Origin of the sequence: Bacillus sp. HMF5848 (assembly GCF_003944835.1) — a bacterium.
In the GTDB taxonomy this organism is placed as follows: Bacteria; Bacillota; Bacilli; order Bacillales; family HMF5848; genus HMF5848.
The window spans coordinates 3,015,657-3,033,507 of sequence record NZ_RWIV01000001.1; the positions used below are offsets into that span (position 1 = coordinate 3,015,657).

At 38.9% G+C, this 17,851-nt stretch carries 19 protein-coding genes, 1 pseudogene and 1 other annotated feature; all 20 genes and pseudogenes read right to left on the reverse strand.

Annotated elements, in window-relative coordinates:
* Positions 1–8 precede the first annotated feature (8 nt).
* Complete coding sequence (gene queA / locus EJF36_RS14515; protein ID WP_125907006.1) at positions 9–1,037, reverse strand: tRNA preQ1(34) S-adenosylmethionine ribosyltransferase-isomerase QueA; 1,029 nt, start codon at positions 1,035–1,037, stop codon at positions 9–11.
* A gap of 22 nt (positions 1,038–1,059) precedes the next feature.
* Positions 1,060–1,272: a DUF2905 domain-containing protein gene (locus tag EJF36_RS14520; RefSeq protein ID WP_125907007.1), complete on the reverse strand. Its 213-nt coding sequence runs from the start codon at positions 1,270–1,272 to the stop codon at positions 1,060–1,062.
* A complete protein-coding gene (gene ruvB, locus EJF36_RS14525; protein ID WP_125907008.1) occupies positions 1,265–2,269 on the reverse strand; it encodes a Holliday junction branch migration DNA helicase RuvB in 1,005 nt (334 codons plus the stop codon). Before ruvB ends, EJF36_RS14520 begins: the two co-directional genes overlap by 8 nt.
* Before the next feature lie 112 nt (positions 2,270–2,381).
* Complete coding sequence (gene ruvA, locus EJF36_RS14530) at positions 2,382–2,984, reverse strand: Holliday junction branch migration protein RuvA (protein WP_125907009.1); 603 nt, start codon at positions 2,982–2,984, stop codon at positions 2,382–2,384.
* A 184-nt stretch (positions 2,985–3,168) separates the two neighbouring features.
* Complete coding sequence (locus EJF36_RS14535) at positions 3,169–3,717, reverse strand: BofC C-terminal domain-containing protein (RefSeq protein WP_395940596.1); 549 nt, start codon at positions 3,715–3,717, stop codon at positions 3,169–3,171.
* Between the two features lie 337 nt (positions 3,718–4,054).
* Entirely contained in the window at positions 4,055–4,837 is a 783-nt protein-coding gene (locus EJF36_RS14540; RefSeq protein WP_125907010.1) for a YhcN/YlaJ family sporulation lipoprotein, read from the reverse strand.
* Positions 4,838–4,919: 82 nt separating this feature from the next.
* Entirely contained in the window at positions 4,920–5,672 is a 753-nt protein-coding gene (gene nadE, locus EJF36_RS14545) for an NAD(+) synthase (RefSeq protein ID WP_125908400.1), read from the reverse strand.
* A 2,149-nt stretch (positions 5,673–7,821) separates the two neighbouring features.
* Positions 7,822–8,034: pseudogene (gene safA, locus EJF36_RS22340) on the reverse strand (SafA/ExsA family spore coat assembly protein); the annotation flags it as partial.
* 281 nt (positions 8,035–8,315) lie between these two features.
* On the reverse strand, positions 8,316–9,173 hold the full coding sequence (pheA, locus tag EJF36_RS14555; protein ID WP_125907012.1) for a prephenate dehydratase: 858 nt from the start codon (positions 9,171–9,173) through the stop codon (positions 8,316–8,318).
* A gap of 15 nt (positions 9,174–9,188) precedes the next feature.
* On the reverse strand, positions 9,189–9,638 hold the full coding sequence (locus EJF36_RS14560; protein ID WP_125907013.1) for an ACT domain-containing protein: 450 nt from the start codon (positions 9,636–9,638) through the stop codon (positions 9,189–9,191).
* 31 nt (positions 9,639–9,669) lie between these two features.
* A complete protein-coding gene (gene obgE / locus EJF36_RS14565) occupies positions 9,670–10,956 on the reverse strand; it encodes a GTPase ObgE (protein ID WP_125907014.1) in 1,287 nt (428 codons plus the stop codon).
* 33 nt (positions 10,957–10,989) lie between these two features.
* The gene (locus tag EJF36_RS14570) at positions 10,990–11,526 is read right to left on the reverse strand and encodes a sporulation initiation phosphotransferase B (RefSeq protein WP_125907015.1); all 537 of its coding nucleotides are present in this window, start codon (positions 11,524–11,526) and stop codon (positions 10,990–10,992) included.
* Positions 11,527–11,811: 285 nt separating this feature from the next.
* A complete protein-coding gene (rpmA, locus tag EJF36_RS14575) occupies positions 11,812–12,102 on the reverse strand; it encodes a 50S ribosomal protein L27 (RefSeq protein ID WP_125907016.1) in 291 nt (96 codons plus the stop codon).
* The gene (locus tag EJF36_RS14580) at positions 12,102–12,446 is read right to left on the reverse strand and encodes a ribosomal-processing cysteine protease Prp (protein WP_125907017.1); all 345 of its coding nucleotides are present in this window, start codon (positions 12,444–12,446) and stop codon (positions 12,102–12,104) included. The genes rpmA and EJF36_RS14580 overlap by 1 nt, the downstream gene beginning before the upstream one ends.
* Positions 12,447–12,458: 12 nt before the next feature.
* Positions 12,459–12,767: a 50S ribosomal protein L21 gene (gene rplU, locus EJF36_RS14585; RefSeq protein ID WP_125907018.1), complete on the reverse strand. Its 309-nt coding sequence runs from the start codon at positions 12,765–12,767 to the stop codon at positions 12,459–12,461.
* A gap of 13 nt (positions 12,768–12,780) precedes the next feature.
* Positions 12,781–12,862 (reverse strand) — a sequence feature (ribosomal protein L21 leader region).
* 45 nt (positions 12,863–12,907) lie between these two features.
* The gene (locus tag EJF36_RS14590) at positions 12,908–14,362 is read right to left on the reverse strand and encodes an Rne/Rng family ribonuclease (protein ID WP_125907019.1); all 1,455 of its coding nucleotides are present in this window, start codon (positions 14,360–14,362) and stop codon (positions 12,908–12,910) included.
* A 77-nt stretch (positions 14,363–14,439) separates the two neighbouring features.
* Positions 14,440–15,297, reverse strand: a complete 858-nt coding sequence (locus EJF36_RS14595; RefSeq protein ID WP_125908401.1) for a M50 family metallopeptidase — start codon at positions 15,295–15,297, stop codon at positions 14,440–14,442.
* A gap of 1 nt (position 15,298) precedes the next feature.
* On the reverse strand, positions 15,299–16,051 hold the full coding sequence (locus EJF36_RS14600; RefSeq protein ID WP_125907020.1) for a M23 family metallopeptidase: 753 nt from the start codon (positions 16,049–16,051) through the stop codon (positions 15,299–15,301).
* 258 nt (positions 16,052–16,309) lie between these two features.
* Complete coding sequence (minD, locus tag EJF36_RS14605; RefSeq protein ID WP_125907021.1) at positions 16,310–17,116, reverse strand: septum site-determining protein MinD; 807 nt, start codon at positions 17,114–17,116, stop codon at positions 16,310–16,312.
* 6 nt (positions 17,117–17,122) lie between these two features.
* A complete protein-coding gene (minC, locus tag EJF36_RS14610) occupies positions 17,123–17,809 on the reverse strand; it encodes a septum site-determining protein MinC (protein ID WP_125907022.1) in 687 nt (228 codons plus the stop codon).
* Between the last annotated feature and the right edge of the window lie 42 nt (positions 17,810–17,851).

The window sequence follows — 17,851 nt, forward strand, 5'->3', positions numbered from 1 at the left end:
AACAGAGCCTATTTTATAAACATTGCATCGCCGAAGCTAAAGAAACGATATGATTCGTCTACAGCTTCTTTATATGCTCGCAGGGTAGTTTCTTTACCTAATAGAGCACTTACAAGCATCACTAAAGACGACTTAGGCAAATGAAAATTCGTTAACAACCCATTGATTGCTTTGAACTCATAGCCTGGATATATAAATATGTCTGTCCATCCGCTTGATTCAACAAACTTCCCTTCATTGTCTCGTGCAATCGTCTCAAGGGTGCGTGTGGACGTTGTTCCAACAGCAAGTATTCGTCCACCTTTCGCACGTACATCGTTCAAAAGACGTGCTGTCCCCTCTGTCATTTGATAAAACTCTGCATGCATGTTGTGTTCCTCAACCTTATCAACTGACACTGGCCTAAACGTACCTAGACCAACATGCAACGTTACAAACGCTGTATGAATGCCTTTTGCCCTAATATCCTCGAGCAGTTGTTCAGTAAAATGTAAGCCCGCTGTAGGCGCTGCAGCAGAGCCTGGCTCTCTCGCATACACTGTTTGGTATCTTTCCTTTTCCTTCAGTTGCTCTTTAATGTATGGAGGAAGGGGCATTTCGCCTAACTCTTCAAGAACTTCAAGGAAAATACCATCATATGTAAACTCTAGATGACGTCCACCATGATCTAACATCTTTGTGCACGTTGCTTTTAATAAACCATCACCGAAATGTATAACGCTGCCTTCTTTTATTCGTTTCGCCGGTTTAATGAGTGTTTCCCATGTATCACCATGAACTTGCTTTAATAACAGCACTTCAATAGTAGCACCTGTATCTTCTTTCACTCCATACAGTCTAGCTGGTAACACACGAGTATCGTTCAAAACGAGACAATCGCCCTCGTTTAAATAATGTAGAATATCACGAAAATACTTATGCTCAATATTACCTGTTTCCTTGTCTACAACCATTAATCGAGAACCCTCACGGTTCTTAAGTGGGGTTTGTGCAATTAAGTGGTCTGGTAAATAAAAATCAAATTCTTGTACATCCATGGATATCACCTGCTGTAGTAAATTAGCGCATTCGCCCGATTACATAAAAAATAAAGGATAACACAATACTTAAAATGATGGAAGTGACGATGGGAAAATAAAAAGTAGTATTCCCCTTTTTAATAAAAATATCTCCTGGCAGTCGACCGATTTTGATAAACTGCATCAAAAAACCGATCACTAGCAAAACACCACCAATAGTCATTATGAGCTTTGGAAGATTCCCGTCATTCATCAGAATTAACCTCCCGGCCAATATGTCGATATGCAAGTTCAGTTACAACACGACCTCGCGGCGTACGTTGTAAAAATCCGATTTGCAGTAAATATGGCTCATAAACATCTTCAATCGTGTCTCGTTCTTCTCCAATTGTTGCAGCAATTGTATCAAGGCCAACCGGACCACCTTTAAATTTTTCAATTATATTATTGATAAGCTTATGGTCTATATGGTCGAGCCCTAGCTTATCAACTTGTAGAAGCTCTAACGCTATGTTTGCCAGTTCTGTAGAAATGGTACCATCTCCACGTACTTGCGCAAAATCGCGCACTCGACGTAACAAGCGATTGGCAATACGTGGTGTTCCTCTCGATCTTGATGCTATTTCATGTGCTGCATCATCTGTTATTTCAACGTCAAATACAGAGGCTGTTCTTTTAACTATTTCTGTCAAATGTGATACTTGATAATATTCTAAGCGACAAAGGACGCCAAATCGGTCCCGTAGAGGAGCAGAAAGCATGCCTGCCCTTGTCGTGGCACCAACAAGTGTAAACGGAGGTAAATCAAGACGAATAGATCTTGCTGAAGGCCCTTTGCCTACTACAATATCTAAACAAAAATCCTCCATAGCAGGATATAAAATCTCTTCAACACTACGATGAAGACGGTGAATTTCATCAATAAACAGTACATCTCCAGGCTCGAGTGTAGACAATATTGCCGCTAAATCACCAGGACGCTCAATAGCTGGTCCGCTTGTTGTTCGCAAATTGACATTCATCTCATTAGCAATTATTAACGATAACGTCGTCTTTCCAAGTCCAGGAGGCCCATATAACAATACATGGTCTAAAGACTCCTGCCGAAGTTTAGCAGCCTCAATAAATATCTTTAAATGCTCCTTCACTTTATCCTGGCCGATATATTGTGCTAAATTTTTAGGACGAAGGCTATACTCAAATGACTGTTCATCACTTACAGCCTCTCCCGAAATAATTCGTTCATGCAACTAAATCACCACTTTTTATTTCATCTTAATAAACCCAAATCTCACCGCACCTTACATTTCCTTACGCTTTTTAATGACAAGTTTCTCTACAGTTCGAATCCGTTACACCATACTATTGATTCAGCAAAAGCTGTAATGCACGTTTTATGTATTGATCTGTCGTGAGAGCTTCTTCTTGAAGTAGCGGCTTAACCTTACGAATTTCTCTATCAGAATATCCAAGTGCTTGCAATGCTTCGCAAGCTTCCTCTAGAGCAACAGAGCCATCTTTTACTTTAGTAGTAGTTTGTTTTGTAGGTTCCGTAAATAGATCGTCTATAAACTCTTCAAGTTTGCCTTTTAAGTCTAAAATAATTTGCCGTGCCGTTTTCTTTCCTACACCAGGAAACTTTGTTAAGAAACTTTCATCTTCACGTTCGATGGCTGCTACAAGTTGATCAACTCGTCCAGCTGCTAATATTGCTAAGCCACCTTTTGGACCAATACCGGTAACATTGAGGAGCTTAATAAACAATTCTTTTTCTTCTTTCGTTTGAAAACCATATAATGCTAACGTATCTTCTCGTACGTATTGATATGTATATATTGTAACTGTTTCGTCATTATGAAATATAAATGGATTTGGTGTGAAAATTTGATACCCTATTCCATTGTTTTCGACCACTACATATTGCGGTGTAACAGTCGCTACTTTTCCTATTAAAAAGGCGATCATACATGTCTCTCCCCTATATATACTGCCCTTCATTGTAACACATTTTCACTAAAAGTGAGAATCTATTATGGAAAAGTATGTTCTCATTTTAAGTTGTAATCTACTATGCAAATATAAAAAGACGTATACCAGTCAAGGTAAACGCCTGTGATGTACTTTACATTTTGCTAAGATTCTTTCCTTTTCAAGGTTGATTAGAATAAGGTTTAAAAGTTTCTATGACATGTTCATATTGATCTTTAGACTCAATTCTAATACCTTTACGAAGCTCGTCGTGCTGATAACTCTCTAATTTTTCAATATTTATTTGAAAAAAAGATTGTATCACATTGTGTGGTGAGTGTTCAGGCTTGCCGTTAAAAATAGTTAAAATGCCTTCGTCAGTTATTCCAAAATAGCCATTCGCCTTTAACAACGGTGAGATATCATCAATATTCTTTTGAAATACGATAATTTCCTCATTTTGATCAACTAGCTGCCAATCTGCATATTCTGACCAAAAGTCCTCCATCGACCAAATAGTTTCCTCTACTATTTCTTCACTTACTTCTCCGTCAATATAGACTCTTTCTAGTAAAACAGTTACTGACAAAGGTCCTGAAATTTCATATACAGACTCTTCATTCCTTAGGTTGTCTTCCCCAAAGACTAACGGCATTTTTATTATTGAACTTATAGCAGTGCAAACTAGTAGCAGTATTATTATACTAATTATGCGAATGGTCCTCTTCATATATGATCACCTCGAAGTTTTTGTGAACGCATTGCTCACATCGTTTTCAGATTATTATCTGATGCACTTGAAAACTTCTTTTGTTATAGTTATATCTACCTCGTTCTTAGTATCACCACAAAGTAAAAAATTTAAACCTGAACTATGAATAGAGAACTATTACATAGTCTTATAATAGCGTAAGAACTCTTATTGTGACACTTCCACACCTAAAGGAGATGGGTTTTCCCTTTTTAGAAAAGTCCTGTAAATACCCCAGCATATCTCAAACCGAAGACATATCTTACAAAAAAATGACACAAAGACCAAAAGGTCCCTGTGTCTTTAAAACAATACATTATTCGTTAACTTGAAATGGTCGTTGTACAGATTCTCCGGTATCATCATACAACTCACGAAATTTAACTTGAAGATGATCCATTCTTCCGCCGTTTCTTAAGCTATAATCTAGGTCACGAACGCGTGTAAAAGCATCATCACCTGTGACAACTTGCACATTATAATCACCAGCAATTGCTTTAACTGCATTACGTACTTTTCTATTAGCTGCAGCGTTGTTGTCATCATTTAAATCAACCGCAACTAAAATTGTGTCACCATATAAAACTGTACGAGCATCATTTACATTATCAAGATCTAAAACACGTGCAGTGATTTCATCAACTAATGCTCCGTAGTTTAATCCTTCCTGCATGTTTGAGGCTTTGTTATTATCTACACGATTAGTAACACTTGTTGGAGGTGTGTAGTTAGAATACGTTTTTTCCCTTTCAAGATCGCTCATTCCATTTATATAGTCATATCTATGACCGTTACCATAACGTGTACGATTTGTATCCGTTTGTTCAATCATTTCGGTGATAGGACCATCATTATCTACAAAAGTAGCATTACCATTTGCGTCATTACGGTTATTTTCGTACGTAACATTGGTAGGAGTTCGTGTATTTCTCCCACGATCACCGTAATCATTAGTATCCTCGTTTGTATAAAATCCTATCGGTGTTACATTTTCAGTCCCATTGTCACGTTGGTCCATAGCACCTTCATTTGCTCCACAGGCAACCAACATACTAGTAATTAATAACGCAGTTGTTCCTGTTAATAAACGTCTATTCAATACAAAACCCCCTTGCTACAAAATAGTGAGCAAAAAGTATTGCTCACATATAGATTGTAACGAAGGGGGATTTTTATTTATGTTAGTTGAAGGTAATTGATTTTGGTGGTGCTGCCGCCATTTGTCGCTTATGCTCAGACTTATTATGTAATGAGTCAATAATTTCTCTATCTTTATCAGGAATAGCTTGACCAGTTAAATAAGCATCAATCATATTATATGTTGTACCCATTTCATTTTCATCTGTTTGATCTTCCCAAAGTCCTGCGCTTGGCGCTTTCGTAATAATTTCGTCAGGTACACCTAAAACCTTCGCAAGCTCTCTCACTTGTCCTTTTGTAAAATGAACTAGTGGAACTAAGTCTACTCCACCATCACCATACTTTGTAAAGTAGCCAGTATGCCATTCTGCTGCATTGTCTGTACCTACTACAATATACCCGTAATTGTTGGCAACAGCATATAATGTTGTCATTCTTAGACGAGCTCTTGTATTGGCATCACCTAGTTTAGATGCATTTTCATTCCATTCTCCCGCTTGCTTTAGACTGTTCAATACTTCACTAAATAAAGCATCATGTGCTTTTGTTAAATCTATAACCTGATGGTTTATCCCACAGCTAGCAGCTACTCTTTCAGCATCTTGCTGGTCTTTAGGGTTACTTTTACACGGCATAATCAAGCCTAAAGATGAGTCTGGAAAAGCTCTTTTAATAAGATGCGCAACAACGGCAGAGTCAATACCACCACTAATACCAACTAATGCTCCGTTAAGGCCAGCACTTGATACTTGCTCTTGTAGCCATGATACAAGAGAATCAATAACCACTTCTATTTTTTCTTTTTCCAAAGTTTTATCCTCCTAAAAAAGTAATCTTTGTACTCTGTTATACATAAAACTAGTGGTAAAAACAACCTTTAAAAAGCAAAAAATCACATAAATACGCTTACAATAATTTTTTTGTATGAAAAATTCAGGTGAAATCATTTGCGGTCTTATATTCGATTTCATAATCGTGCTGAACGTAAGAGAACGAATTATTAATTAGGGCTAATGTCGTGTAGACATAGAGATTTGATTTATGTAAAAATATTGAACCTAGTCCGCGTTCTATCTTAATGAGTGCATAGTACAACTCTTGTGACCGACTACAGCCGTAGAATGCGTTAATTGTGCTGGACAATGACTCGGATATGTAATTGTTTGTCATTATATGCAGATAAATGTCGGTGCCTGGCACCGACATTTAACGACAATTTTTGAACCGTTGATTTTACTGGCTTTTTAGACACTCCAATTTTCGACGTGCCAGGCACCTGCAAATATCGACTAAAAATGACAAAAATTGTGACTCCTTTCGTTAAACAACAGAAAAAAAGACGGCTCATGAAAAGCCGTCTTTCTCTCATTAATCATTATCTTCATCTTCTAAGTCTGGTTCCCCAAATACAGGATTTTGTCTGTAGTCATATGGGTTCGCTCCTGCGAACCCACCATAAGGGGCTTGTTGGAAGCCAAAGCCTGGTTGTTGCATACCAGGAACTCCTTGATATGGATTTACTCCAAAACCTCCTGGTGATGGTGAACCATATCCTGTTGGTCCTCCGTGTGGAGAAGGTGTAAATCCACCTGGTACTGCTCCATACGGTCCTGGTGCACCTCCGTATGGTGCTTGTGCACCGAATCCGCCTGGTACACCTCCGTATGGTGCTTGTGCGCCGAAGCCACCTGGTGCACCTCCGTATGGTGCTTGTGCGCCAAAGCCACCTGGTGCAGCTCCGTACGGTGCTTGTGCGCCGAAGCCACCTGGTGCACCTCCGAACGGTGCTTGTGCGCCGAAGCCACCTGGTGCACCTCCGTATGGTGCTTGTGCGGCGAATCCGCCTGGTACACCTCCAAACGGTGCTTGTGCGCCATATGGGTTTGGTGCAAATGGTTGCTGCATGCCATAGCCTCCTGGAAAACCAGTACCAGGTGCTGGCGTACCGTGATCATAATCTGGATTGTCATCAAAATCCTCAGTTGGGCTTACAGCCTCAGGGTATCCCGCTAGTGGCATACCGTAACCTGGAAATGGTCCTGCAGCATTATAACCAAATCCATCTCCCGGCATTAATGGTGATATTGGATAACAATCGGCTAAATTTGGTGTATATGGTCCTGTTTGAGCCGGTGCTACAGCTTGTGGATTTTGAGCATAGTTTACATTAGGCACTGATGGCATTTCTAGCTCATCATCATCATCATCTTCATATGGCATACCTGCTTGTGGGTATGGAGTTGTAGCAGCATATGGATTATAGCCGTACGGTGCTTGATTAAAAGGCATAGCACCAAAAGGTTGCTGTGCAAATTGTTGTCCGTATGGCTGTTGTGCAAACTGTTGCCCATAAGGCTGTTGACCAAATGGTTGCCCGTAAGGTACGAAAGGTATATTTGGCATGTTCATTCCGGCATGACCCTCCATTTCACCTGTTTGTTGTGGTGATATTAGATCTTTACCTTTCATTTCCTCTACATCATCAAAATCCGGCTTCATCATACCCGGCAAGATATTGTCAGGCTTCATAGGTTGCTTCATGTCTGGTTTCAATTGTGGTTTCATCTCAGGCTTCATGTCTGGCTTCACCTGTGGTTTCATCTCAGGCTTCATATCCGGTTTCATTTGTGGCTTCATTGGCATAGGGGGTACAGGTGGTTGCTGTACGTTCATGTTCATTAAGTAATAGTTGTTAATATCCACTTCAGGCATGGTTGGTGCCTTAGGCATCATTGGCATATTTGGCATGTTCGGCATAACTGGCGCTTTATTTACTCCTTCATCTTCTTCCATGACAGCTTTTGATTTCATTGGCTTTTCAGCAAATGGATGTACAGCCTTAGGTGGTTCTGGTTTCATTTTACTTGGCTGTGGTGTTTCCTCTGGACTAACTACACTTGGCTGTGGCTTTTCCTTTGGCTTAGGTGGTGTAGGCGCAACCGCTTCCTTCTTTTGTGTTTCTTTAACCGATTCTTTTACTTGTGCTTCTTTTTTTACTGGTACCCCATTGGATGGTACTTTTATTTTCATTCCTGGCATAATTAAATCAGGGTTACTTAGCTGTGAATTCATCTTTTTTAGTTCTTCAAAATCAACACCATACTTTTTGGCGATTTTCCAAAGGGTGTCTCCTTTTTGTACAATATGAATCTTCATGCTGTCGTTGTCCCCTCCTTATAACTGTATAGCTCCTATCATTTGAATAACATAGTGCTTCACAACACTTTATGAGCTAATGCCCTATATTATGCATGAGAGTTAAAATGTTGCCGATAGATATAGATTCCCTTTTCTTAAGTAGGAAGCTCTTTACTACTTGTCTCAATCGATATCAAAGATTGAATTACACCAAACTCCACACACTAGTCAAGAAATGAAGGAAATAGAAGCCTACTAAAAAACCCCTTTAAGAAATACTTAAAGAGGTAATAGATACATTATTTAATTTGATAGTATGGATAAGACCCTAACACTTTTATGCTACACCCTAGCGCCTCTAGCTCTGCTATGGCTCCTGGTATAAGAACTTTATCCATTTTCTGCTCAATATCTATTATGAAAAAGTAATGACCAAGTCCCGTTTTCATAGGTCTAGATTCGATTTTAGATAGATTTAGCTTTCTCCAGGCAAAAGCAGACAACACTTGATGAAGCGCACCCGCTTCTTCATCTGACGGCAGTGTGATAACAAGCGTCGTTTTATCGCCTTTATATAAACTGTTATCCGTCTCTAAGTTTTTCATCACTTTATGTAACACAACAAAACGAGTATGATTGTGTGAGTAATCATGAATATTTTCCTGTACAACTTTTAATTTATATTCCTCAGCTGCCATTTTATTAGCAATAGCAGCGATTGGTAGGTCAGGGTTTTCACTAACAAACTGGGCTGCCGCACTTGTAGAAGATGTATGTTCTAGCTCAAGCCCTTTAAACTGTTGATGCAAAAATTTATGGCATTGTGCTATAGCGTGTGAATGAGAATACACTTTCGTAATATTTCGCCAATTGTTTGCATTATCAGGACATACCATTAAATGCTGTTTGATTGGTGTCACAAGCTCAGCAACAATATGCAAAGGAACACTATGTATCAAATAATCTATAGTCAGATTGACAGAGCCCTCTAATGCATTTTCTAAAGGAACTACCCCCCATACCACTTCTCCAGAGCCAACTGCATCAATCACCTCTGGAATAGTATGAAAAGGGACTTTTTCACTTGTAGGAAACATAGAAGACACAGCAAAATGCGTGAACGTAGCCTTTGGACCTAAAAACCCTACTGAGTTCAAAGTATTTCCTCCCCCTTATACACCTGTGCCAAGTACATCCACTTTAATAACAAACTCCAAACGTCTAATATGTGCTAGCAATTCATTAATTTCGACAGTCATAGCAGACGTATCAAGTGAAAGCGTGACATTAGCACGTCCTTGGAGAGGAATCGTTTGATGTATTGTTAAAATGTTAAATCCAGCCTTTGCGACGACATGCAGTACTTCTGATAGAGTACCCGAACGGTCTTCAAGGTAAATAAACAGCGAAATAATATTCTCCTTAACAACACGATGAAACGGAAAGACGGCATCACGATATTTGTAAAAAGCACTGCGGCTCACATCCGCCATAGCGGTTGCTTCTGCAATGCCTTTTGCCTTCCCTTTTTCAATGAGTTCCTTAGCCTCTATGGTTTTTTTTATAGCTTCAGGAAGCACATCTTCTCTAACTAGAAAAAATCTTTCTTTTTTATTTACCATATTAAGCGTCTTCTCCTCTCCTGAGAATAAGCTATTCTATAAATTCAAACTCATAATCCAATATTTTCACGATATCTCCATCTTTTGCACCGCGCTCGCGTAACGCATCATCAATTCCCATACCACGAAGCTGTCTAGCAAATCTACGAACAGATTCATCTCTTGAGAAATCAGTCATTTTAAATAACTTTTCGAGTCTGTCTCCTGTTATGACAAATGTACCATCACTTTCACGAGATACTTTGAAATCAGGCATTTCCTTTTCATGACGATAGACAACGCGATTTTCAGTTGGCTCATCTTTAGTCTCCATTGGAAACTCAGGTGTTTTCTCTATAGTATCTGCAATGGCAAATAAAAGCTCGCGAATTCCCGAATGAGTAACTGCAGAAATCGGATAGATTGGAAAATCATCTTTTAGCTTTTCTTTAAAGGCTTTTAAGTTTTCTTCGGCTCCCGGCATATCCATTTTATTTGCCACGATAATTTGCGGACGCTCTGTTAGCCTTAAATTGTACTCACGAAGCTCATCATTAATGACTACATAATCTTCATACGGATCACGCTCTTCAATAGAAGCCATATCAATAACGTGAACAATCACACGCGTACGCTCAATATGTCTTAAAAACTGATGTCCTAGACCGACACCTGCATGAGCACCTTCAATTAATCCAGGCAAATCAGCCATTACAAAGCTTCGCCCGTCTTGCGTTTCTACAACACCTAAATTAGGTACAAGTGTAGTAAAGTGATATTCGGCAATCTTCGGCTTTGCAGCAGACACAATCGAAAGTAATGTAGATTTCCCTACACTTGGGAAGCCTACTAACCCAACATCAGCAAGTAACTTTAGTTCAAGCACAACATGACGCTCTTGTCCTGGTTCTCCGTTTTCAGCAATTTCTGGTGCGGGATTTGCTGGCGTTGCAAAGCGTGTGTTACCACGTCCGCCTCGTCCACCTCTAGCAATAACAGCACGTTGACCATGCTCTGTTAAATCAGCAATAACCTCTTGTGTATCCTCATCTTTTACAACCGTACCTGGTGGCACCTTTACAACCATATCGTCGGCGTTGCGCCCATGCATCCCTTTTGACATACCATGCTCGCCAGGTGTTGCCTTAAAATGACGTTTATAGCGAAAATCCATTAGAGTCCGTAAGCCATCCTCTACTTCAAAGACAACATTTGATCCCTTTCCGCCATCTCCACCTGCTGGCCCACCTTTAGGTACATATTTCTCACGGCGAAACGCTACCATCCCGTTTCCGCCATCTCCACCTTTTACATATATCTTGACTTGATCGACAAACAATGTGCGACTTCCTTTCTATAAAGAAAAATACAATTATTGGATTTCAAGAGCAACTGTGAGCTCATTGTCTAAAACGGCATTCTCTATCACAGCTATACGACCAACATTAGATTGACTCTTAATCCAATTTATAATATCTGAACTATTTTTTATTATTCCACTAAAATCAAAAAAGAAACGAATACTATCCTTACTAAGCTCAATTGATAGACTTAAATGACTATCTGAACCTGGCTCCACCTGTTGTTGTAAGCATTGTATAAATGCAGCACACCAAGTATACAGCTCTTCATCATAGTCAGTAAGACTGTATACATCACCAATCACTTCATACTCAAGAATAATCGGCGGGGTTGTCCAGTTATATGTCATTAGTAAAACAGCTAATTTAGGTACTTTTAAATTGTATAACTTCGATTCATGCTGCATTTCAGACACGATATTGCTTATGATATCCTCAACATGCTCATATTTATGTAATGACAAGTTACCTTTAATAATTTGCATACGATTTAACCAATCATGCCTTGAATGATGGAGAACCTCTGTAAGTTCCCAATTTTGTTTCATATATATTCACCTACTTACTTAATGATAATCCGTGAAACCACTCATTTATTGGATTATAGCATACAATAAACTCTCAGCCACTTAAATTTGTTATAAAAATTAACAATGACCTCATCTACCCTATGTAGTATAAAACAAAACAAACGAATCTGACTATATGTGCGAAGTAGGTTACTCATAAAAAACCTCTTGAGAGCGTGGAGTTAGACAGTATCTACTTTACTACTGTACAATAAAAAACCCCAATCCCAACGCGGGAAAGGGGTTTTTTATAAGCATATAAAATTAAGCTTCTTGAGCTACTGGATATACACTCACTTGCTTACGGTCACGGCCTAAACGCTCGAAGCGTACTACTCCGTCAACCTTTGCGAATAATGTATCGTCGCCGCCACGGCCAACGTTTGCTCCTGGGTAAATCTTAGTACCGCGTTGACGGTAAAGAATTGAACCACCTGATACAAATTGTCCATCGGCACGCTTAGCGCCAAGACGCTTCGCCATAGAGTCACGGCCGTTTTTTGTAGAACCTACACCCTTTTTAGATGCGAAAAACTGAAGGTCTAATCTTAACATTATGTTGCACCTCCCACTTGTTCGGAAATTGTTATATATTTGCCATAATCTTTTTCGATCGTTTGTAAAGAAACAATCATTCCTTCTAATAAAAGCTGCACTTTACTATCTATCTCAGCATCAGTGAAATCAGGAACGTTAACGCTAATGTACCCGCTATCTGCCTGTTTAATATCAAGGTCGGCGTCCGTTAATGACATAACTGCATTTATCGAACCGATTGACACAGCTGATACGCCAGCACATACGATGTCCTGACCACGATTTGCGAAATTAGCATGGCCACTTATAGAAAAGGATTGCACTTTATTTTCTGTCGTGCGTGTAATTGAAACACGTATCATCTAAATCACGCCTTACGCGTTGATTTTTTCAACTACTACTTTTGTGTATGGTTGACGATGACCTTGCTTCTTGCTGTAACCTTTTTTCGGCTTGTATTTGAAAACGATAACCTTCTTGCTACGGCCTTGTTTTTCAACTTTAGCTGTTACAGAAGCACCTTCCACTAAAGGTGAACCAACTTTTACGTTGTCGCCACCTACGAAAAGAACTTTGTCAAATGTAACAGTGTCGCCTGCTGTTGCTTCAAGCTTTTCAATGTAGATAGCTTGACCTTCTTCAACTTTTAGCTGTTTACCACCAGTTTCAATAATTGCGTACATACTTGCACCTCCTCATTTTACTAAGACTCGCCAGTAATCGGTGTTTGCTTTTGTAGCAAATCTTACAGACCTGAACTGTGCGGTTGTAGTAGCGGGTGCTACAAACAACATTAAAATGTTATCACATACAACAAACCATGTCAATGCTCTCTTTCAATAGCAGCTTCTATTTCTTCTAAGCTACCTGTTCGCTTAATGGTATACCCAAATTCTTGCACGGTAGTTATAAAGATTCGTATATGAAGTTGATTCTCTAGCCTTTTCACATACTGTTTTTCTGGTCCAGTAAACCAGTGAAACGTATGTTCATCCATCAGAATCCATACTGCATCAATGTCACTAGTTGGTAATTCATAGATCGCGCGTTCAAGCTCATATGCTGCTGCTTGTGCTGATTTCTGAACACCAGTCCCTTGGCAGCTTTCACAAGGTGATGACACGACCTCAAGCAGACTTTGGTTTGTCTTTTTTCTCGTCATCTCTAACATACCAAGCTTTGTAAAACCATGTAATACAGTGCGCTGTCGATCATGTGCAAACTCAGCTTGAAGAGCATCAAGTACTTGCTTTTGCTGCTCAGATTTTTGCATATTTATAAAGTCAATTAATATCATCCCGCCTATATTACGAAGTCTAATTTGTTTAGCAATTTCTTTAGCGGCAATAAGGTTTGTTTTATATACCGTTTCTTCTAGGTCTTGGCGTCCACCAAACTTGGCAGTGTTCACATCAATAAATGTTAACGTCTCAAGCTGCTCTATAATTAAATTCCCACCATTTTTCAACCAAACCTTCGGCTGTAACGCTTTATCTAACTCAGCTTGTACGCCAAATGTTGAAAAAATATTTTCTCGCGCTTGTTTCTGGTCAACAGGTGTTGTAAAACCAAATTGCTTTATGTACTTCTGCATCGTTTTTTTTGCTTCCACGCAATCAACAACGATGCGAGATACCGTTGTTAAGTGCTGTTCTAGAACTATTCTTTTTAAAACATCGTTTGCGTTTAACAGCAACGCAGGGTGAGAAGATGATTTAGACTGATTAACGAGATCAGCGAATTCCTCTCGCAACACTGTTAACTCATCTAGAACCTCCGGCATATGACCGAGTGTTGCTTCTGTTCGAACAATGACTCCTTCAGGACTTTGCAATAATGGCTCTAACTCTTCACGCCACTTTTCTCTTTTAGCATCCGGTAACTTTCGAGATACAGCGACATAATTATCATACGGTAAATAAATGATATATCGACCAGGTAGCTCAATTTTTCCAGTAAGCTGTGGTCCTTTATCACCAACAGCCTCTCTTTTCACTTGAACAATAATGTCCTGCCCTTCTTTAATGAGCTTATTGATAGAAGTACCATTATCGTCACCCGCGATTTCTTTCCCGCTTAAATATCCCTGCTTGCCAATTCCAATATCAACAAAAGCCGCATTAAGTCCTTTTACGATACTTGTAACACGGCCTTTATAAATATTCCCGTTAATTTTCTCAACATCAGCTGTTTCAAATAGAACTTCAGCTAAATGCCCATCTTCCATCACAGCCGCTCGTTTTTGTCTTGTAATAGCATTTACTATAATCTCTCTCAACGATTTGAATCCTCACTTTAACTATAATGTTAATATCTTTACACATTTACTCATGTTTTTCCCATTTGGTCAAATCGTTAGTACGTATATAATAAGTTTCCGATAGGTTCGTTTGTTCGCTTTTCTGTAAAATATGCATGAAGCAATTCATTTTCATCAAGAGGCTCTTGCTTTTGTTGATTTCTTAAAATGATAATGGGATGTTTATACCCTCTTTTAAACCGTTGAATCACCTCATAAATCATTTCATCCTCATGAACTATAAGGGGGGAAAGTTTCTTAAATTCAATTTGCTTCCCATAATATCGTTCTAGCAGAAATCTAACGTACACATATTGTCGCTGCTTCCACTCTAACCTTAATGAAATCGCTAAAAAAATAAAAATCAACCAAATATTAATATTCATTGGCTGTGTAAAAAGCATAATAATTAAAAACAAAAGGGCAAACATACACGATGATACTATTGACCAGTAATGTGCTTTTAAAAATTCAAGATGTTGTGAAAACATTAAAAAGATTAATTTCCCACCATCTAACGGCAATATTGGTAACAAGTTAAACAGTAAGATAGCTGCATTGTGTAGCATAATGGTTTCATAAAGATAATCCGGAATAACATTGCCTACGCTTAATAGAAAGGCTAACGCTGCTATCCAAACGTGTTGTATAGGACCAGCAATAGTAACCAAAAATTCTTCTTTTGCTGATCTATTTCCATGCTCATCAAATTCAGCCACGCCTCCAAACGGAAGAAGTTGAATTTTTCTTATACGCCATGAAAAAAAATGAGCCATTAGGGCATGACCCATTTCATGTATAAACACAATGCCTAGCAAAATTATTAACTCAATAAAATGTGCCGTCACAATAGCGATACCAACTGTAACCCACAATAAAGGATGTATTGTTATTTTTTGAAGAAGAATAATCATATTAGTCAAATGGTATCACCTTGATTGGATCTATAAATTGATCCCCTTGTTTAAAAGCAAAATAAAACTGGCCCATACCATTCGGATCTTCAATAGATGTTCCCACTTTTGTACCCGATCTAACGAATTGGTATATAGGTACATCGATTGATTTTAAGTGACCGTACCATGTTTCACTCCCATCGGCATGCTGCACAATTACCGTATTACCAAGTTCGTCTTTATTCCCAGCAAAAATAACTGTGCCCTCATCAATTGTTTCTACATCAGCATTTAGTGCTGTTTCAATCATGACACCTTGTCCGTCCTTCTCAAAATCAACTAATACTCTTCCAGCAGCAGGAATTGCATATCTCGCTGGCTCATTATCTACAGTAGTATTGGTTGGAAGTAAAGCAAGCGGCGCATTCCCAAATTGATTTTCGTACCATGCTGTTACTGTTGCAAAATTAAACTCCTTCTCCATAGTGGCTGACACATAGTTTCGCACCTGATCTAGTCGTGGTGAAGAATCTCTATAAAGAATAGCCACTAACAATACTAAACAGACCGCAATAAACGTTTTCAATACAAACATTTCTCTGTTGAACAGAGGATGTTCTCCGCGGTTTTTTTGGTGGTCGCTAGAAAACACCATAGGCTGACCATGCTTTTCATCGTCATCCATTATAAAATGCCTGCTATGTAACATTGATTTTCGCTCTTTATTTCGATCTGCTATTCTCTTTTTAATCTCTTCAACTGATTTAGACATTGTCCACCATTCCTTACTGTTAATATGTTGTTCCTGACAGCTTCGTCAAGTTCGAACACCAGCAGCTAGGCATCCCTAGGACTAGCGTAGCTATAAGCTCACCTATAGAATAGACGACCTCCCACAATCTCTTATTATTGAAATGTATGACTTGTCCTGTTTATATATGACAAGCTATTGCCTGAAAAAATATAAAAGAGTTGATATGTGTCGGGTCCCAATAAAAAAAGCGAGCCCAATGATAGGCTCACTTTTTGTTTAAGACGATTTTGCACCGAATAGTTTTTTTATTTTTTGAAAAACACCTTTTTTCTCATCCGTAATAACTTGTAGTGGTATTGACTCGCCTAGAATACGACGAGCAATATTTCTATAAGCAATGGATGCCTTATAGTTAGGATTTAACACAATCGGTTCTCCGTTGTTAGATGCTTTAATGACATTTTCGTCATCAACAACAATACCAATTAAATCGATTGATAAATGGTAGACTATGTCGTCTATATCTAACATGTCACCACTTTCCATCATATGATTTTTAATACGATTAATAACAAGCTTTGGTGGTTCAATGTCCTCTTGTTCTAACAAACCAATAATACGGTCGGCATCACGAACAGCTGACTTTTCAGGCGTTGTGACAACAATTGCTCTGTCTGCTCCCGCCACTGCATTTTTATACCCTTGTTCAATACCTGCTGGACAATCTATAACAATATAATCAAACTCCTGCTTGAGCTGCTCTACTAAAACTTTCATTTGCTCTGGTTTAACTGCTGTTTTGTCACTCGTTTGCGCAGCGGGCAATAGATACAAGTGGTCCTCAAAACGCTTATCCTTTACTAGTGCTTGATGAAGCTTGCAACGAGATTCTACTACATCCACTAAATCAAATATAATTCGATTTTCCAGTCCCATCACAACATCTAAATTTCTGAGCCCAATATCAGTATCTACTAAACAAACTCGCTTGCCTAAAATCGCAAGAGCTGTTCCTACATTTGCTGACGTCGTTGTTTTACCAACTCCGCCCTTCCCAGAAGTAATAACTATTGCCTCTCCCACAATTCGTTACTCCTTTCCTATAGCTTTCGACAAATTAGGGCGAACATGTGGTAATAATTGAATTCTATCTACCACGATTTGATTGTCGCCATTGACGTAAGCACATTCCATATGACTTTCTTCCTCGTTCATCGTATCCGGTGAGCGAGATATTAATTCTTCTATTTTTAAATGAGTTGGTTTCATTAAACTAGCAGCTATAACAGCCTCTTTGTTACCATTACAGCCTGCATGCGCCATCCCTTTAAGAGCACCAATTATAAAAATATTACCTTTTGCAACTACTTTTCCGCCAGGATTGACATCACCAATCAACAACAAATCGCCTTCTACTTCCACTACTTGTCCTGAACGAACAATTTTACATAGCGTTGTTGTGTCACCTTCAAGCTTCCATTGTAAAGCCTCGGCTTTCGATACAACATGAGATTCTATTACATCTACAACCAATTGCTTTTTACCTCGTATAATAGCTTTTATTTCCTCGGCTTGTCCATCCGTTAGGAAACGATTTCCAACGTGTACCTTTACTTGAGTAAGCTGATGATTTTGTACAAGTCCTTGCGTCGTAGTTGACAGTTTTTCATCTAATTCTTCAATTAGTTCACGAAACGAGCATGTATCATCGAGATGTAATGTTATACCCTTTTTCGTTCCCTTAATTGTAACATAAGGTAGCTTCTGCTTCTCCACGACTTTCACCTCAACGATACATATAATTCGACAAACATAATC